This window comes from Neisseria sp. P0021.S006 (genome assembly GCF_051956895.1).
In genome coordinates this window covers 1-1774 of record NZ_JBQCWZ010000250.1, presented here as the reverse complement: position 1 = coordinate 1774, position 1774 = coordinate 1, and the positions used below count along the sequence as shown (strand labels likewise).

At 55.0% G+C, this 1774-nt stretch carries 1 protein-coding gene; it reads right to left on the bottom strand.

What is annotated here, in order from left to right; genetic code table 11:
* The coding region (gene recG, locus ACTHUM_RS13050; RefSeq protein WP_440403065.1) for an ATP-dependent DNA helicase RecG at positions 1 to 1697 on the bottom strand (1697 nt) is incomplete at its 3' end.
* Positions 1698 to 1774 lie beyond the last annotated feature (77 nt).

Genomic DNA, 1774 nt, shown 5'->3' with positions numbered 1-1774 from the left:
TGGTGCATCTGCGCCAAGCCCATGCGCTCGGCGTGTTCGATGACCATCAAGGCGGCATTGGGCACATCTACGCCGACTTCGATGACGGTAGTGGCGACCAATACGTTCAGACGGCCTGCGGCAAACTCCGCCATGACTTCAGCTTTTTCGGCGGCCTTCATGCGCCCGTGTACCAAGCCGATGTTGAGTTCGGGCAAGGCTGCCTGAAGCTGCTCGAGGGTTTCGGTGGCGGTTTGCAGTTGCAGAGTTTCGCTTTCTTCAATCAGCGGACAGACCCAGTATGCCTGCTGCCCTTTGCGGCAGATGTTGAGAACGAAGCCTTCGACTTCGGCGCGGCGGACGTTGTTGACGAGACGGGTTTTAATCGGGGTACGCCCGGGCGGCAATTCGTCGATAACGGACACGTCTAAGTCGGCGAAGAAACTCATAGCAAGCGTGCGCGGGATGGGGGTGGCAGACATCATCAGCTGGTGGACGTCGCGCCCTTTGTTTTTGAGGGCGAGGCGTTGGGCGACGCCGAAGCGGTGTTGTTCGTCCACAATCACCAAGCCGAGATTTTGAAACTCGACGTCGTCTGAAAACAGGGCGTGCGTGCCGATGGCAATTTTGACAGTGCCGTCAGCCAGTTTGGCTTTGGCTTCGTCTTTGGCTTTTTTGCGCTGGCTACCGGAAAGCCAAACGACTTCAAGCCCTAAAGGCTCAAGCCATTGTTTGAACTTGATGAAGTGCTGTTCGGCAAGGATTTCGGTCGGCGCCATTACAGCCACCTGCGCACCGGATTCGATAGCAGTCAAAGCAGACAAGGCGGCCACAATGGTTTTGCCGCTGCCAACATCGCCTTGCAGCAGGCGGTGCATGGGGTGGGTTTGCGCCATATCGTGGCAGATTTCGGAAACAACTCTTTCTTGCGCATCAGTCAGGGCAAACGGCAAAGCGTGGCGCAGGGCTTGAGTCAATGTGCCGTCGCCACCCAATGCCGTGGCCGAGCCGCTGACGCGCTTCTGCCGTGCCAAGCGCATAGAAAGCTGTTGCGCCAAAAGTTCGTCAAATTTGAGCCGTTGCCATGCAGGCAGCGTGCCGTCTGAAAGTTGATGAATGGTGAAGCTTGGCGGCGGCGAATGCAAAAGGCGCAGGCTTTCGGCAAGGTGCGGCAATTTCAGACGGCCTAATAAAGCATCAGGCAAGGTGTCGTGCAACGGCGTAACGTCCAAGGCCGTCTGAATAATACGGCGCAAAGTGGGTTGATTTAAACCGTTTACGGTCGGATAAATCGGCGTAAGGCTTTCTGCCAAACCGCTGCTCTCGGCATCGCGGATTTTAGGATGAATCATCTCGTCGCCGTGAAACCCGTGCTTGATTTCGCCCACGGCGCGGATGCGCTTGCCGACCGCCATCTGTTTCTGGTTGCTGGCATAAAAGTGGATAAAGCGCAGAAAAAGGACGCTGCCGGAACCGTCGGCGATTTGGACAATCAGCTGCTTGCGCGGCTTAAATGTCACTTCCTGATGAATGACTTCGCCCTCAACCTGACACGGCACGCCGATTGGTGCATCCTTAATCGGCATGATGTGCGTCTCATCCTCATAACGCAACGGCAGGTGCAACACCAAATCCCATGCGGTATGGAGGTTGAGTTTCTCGAGCTTCTTAGCGGAAACATCGGTAATTTTGAGCTGTTTTTGGGTTTCGGGCGTCATCTTAAAAGGCAGCTGATTTAAAGTTTGCTGTATTTTATCCGAAAACAAAAAGGCCGTCTGAACGCAATGTTTCAGAC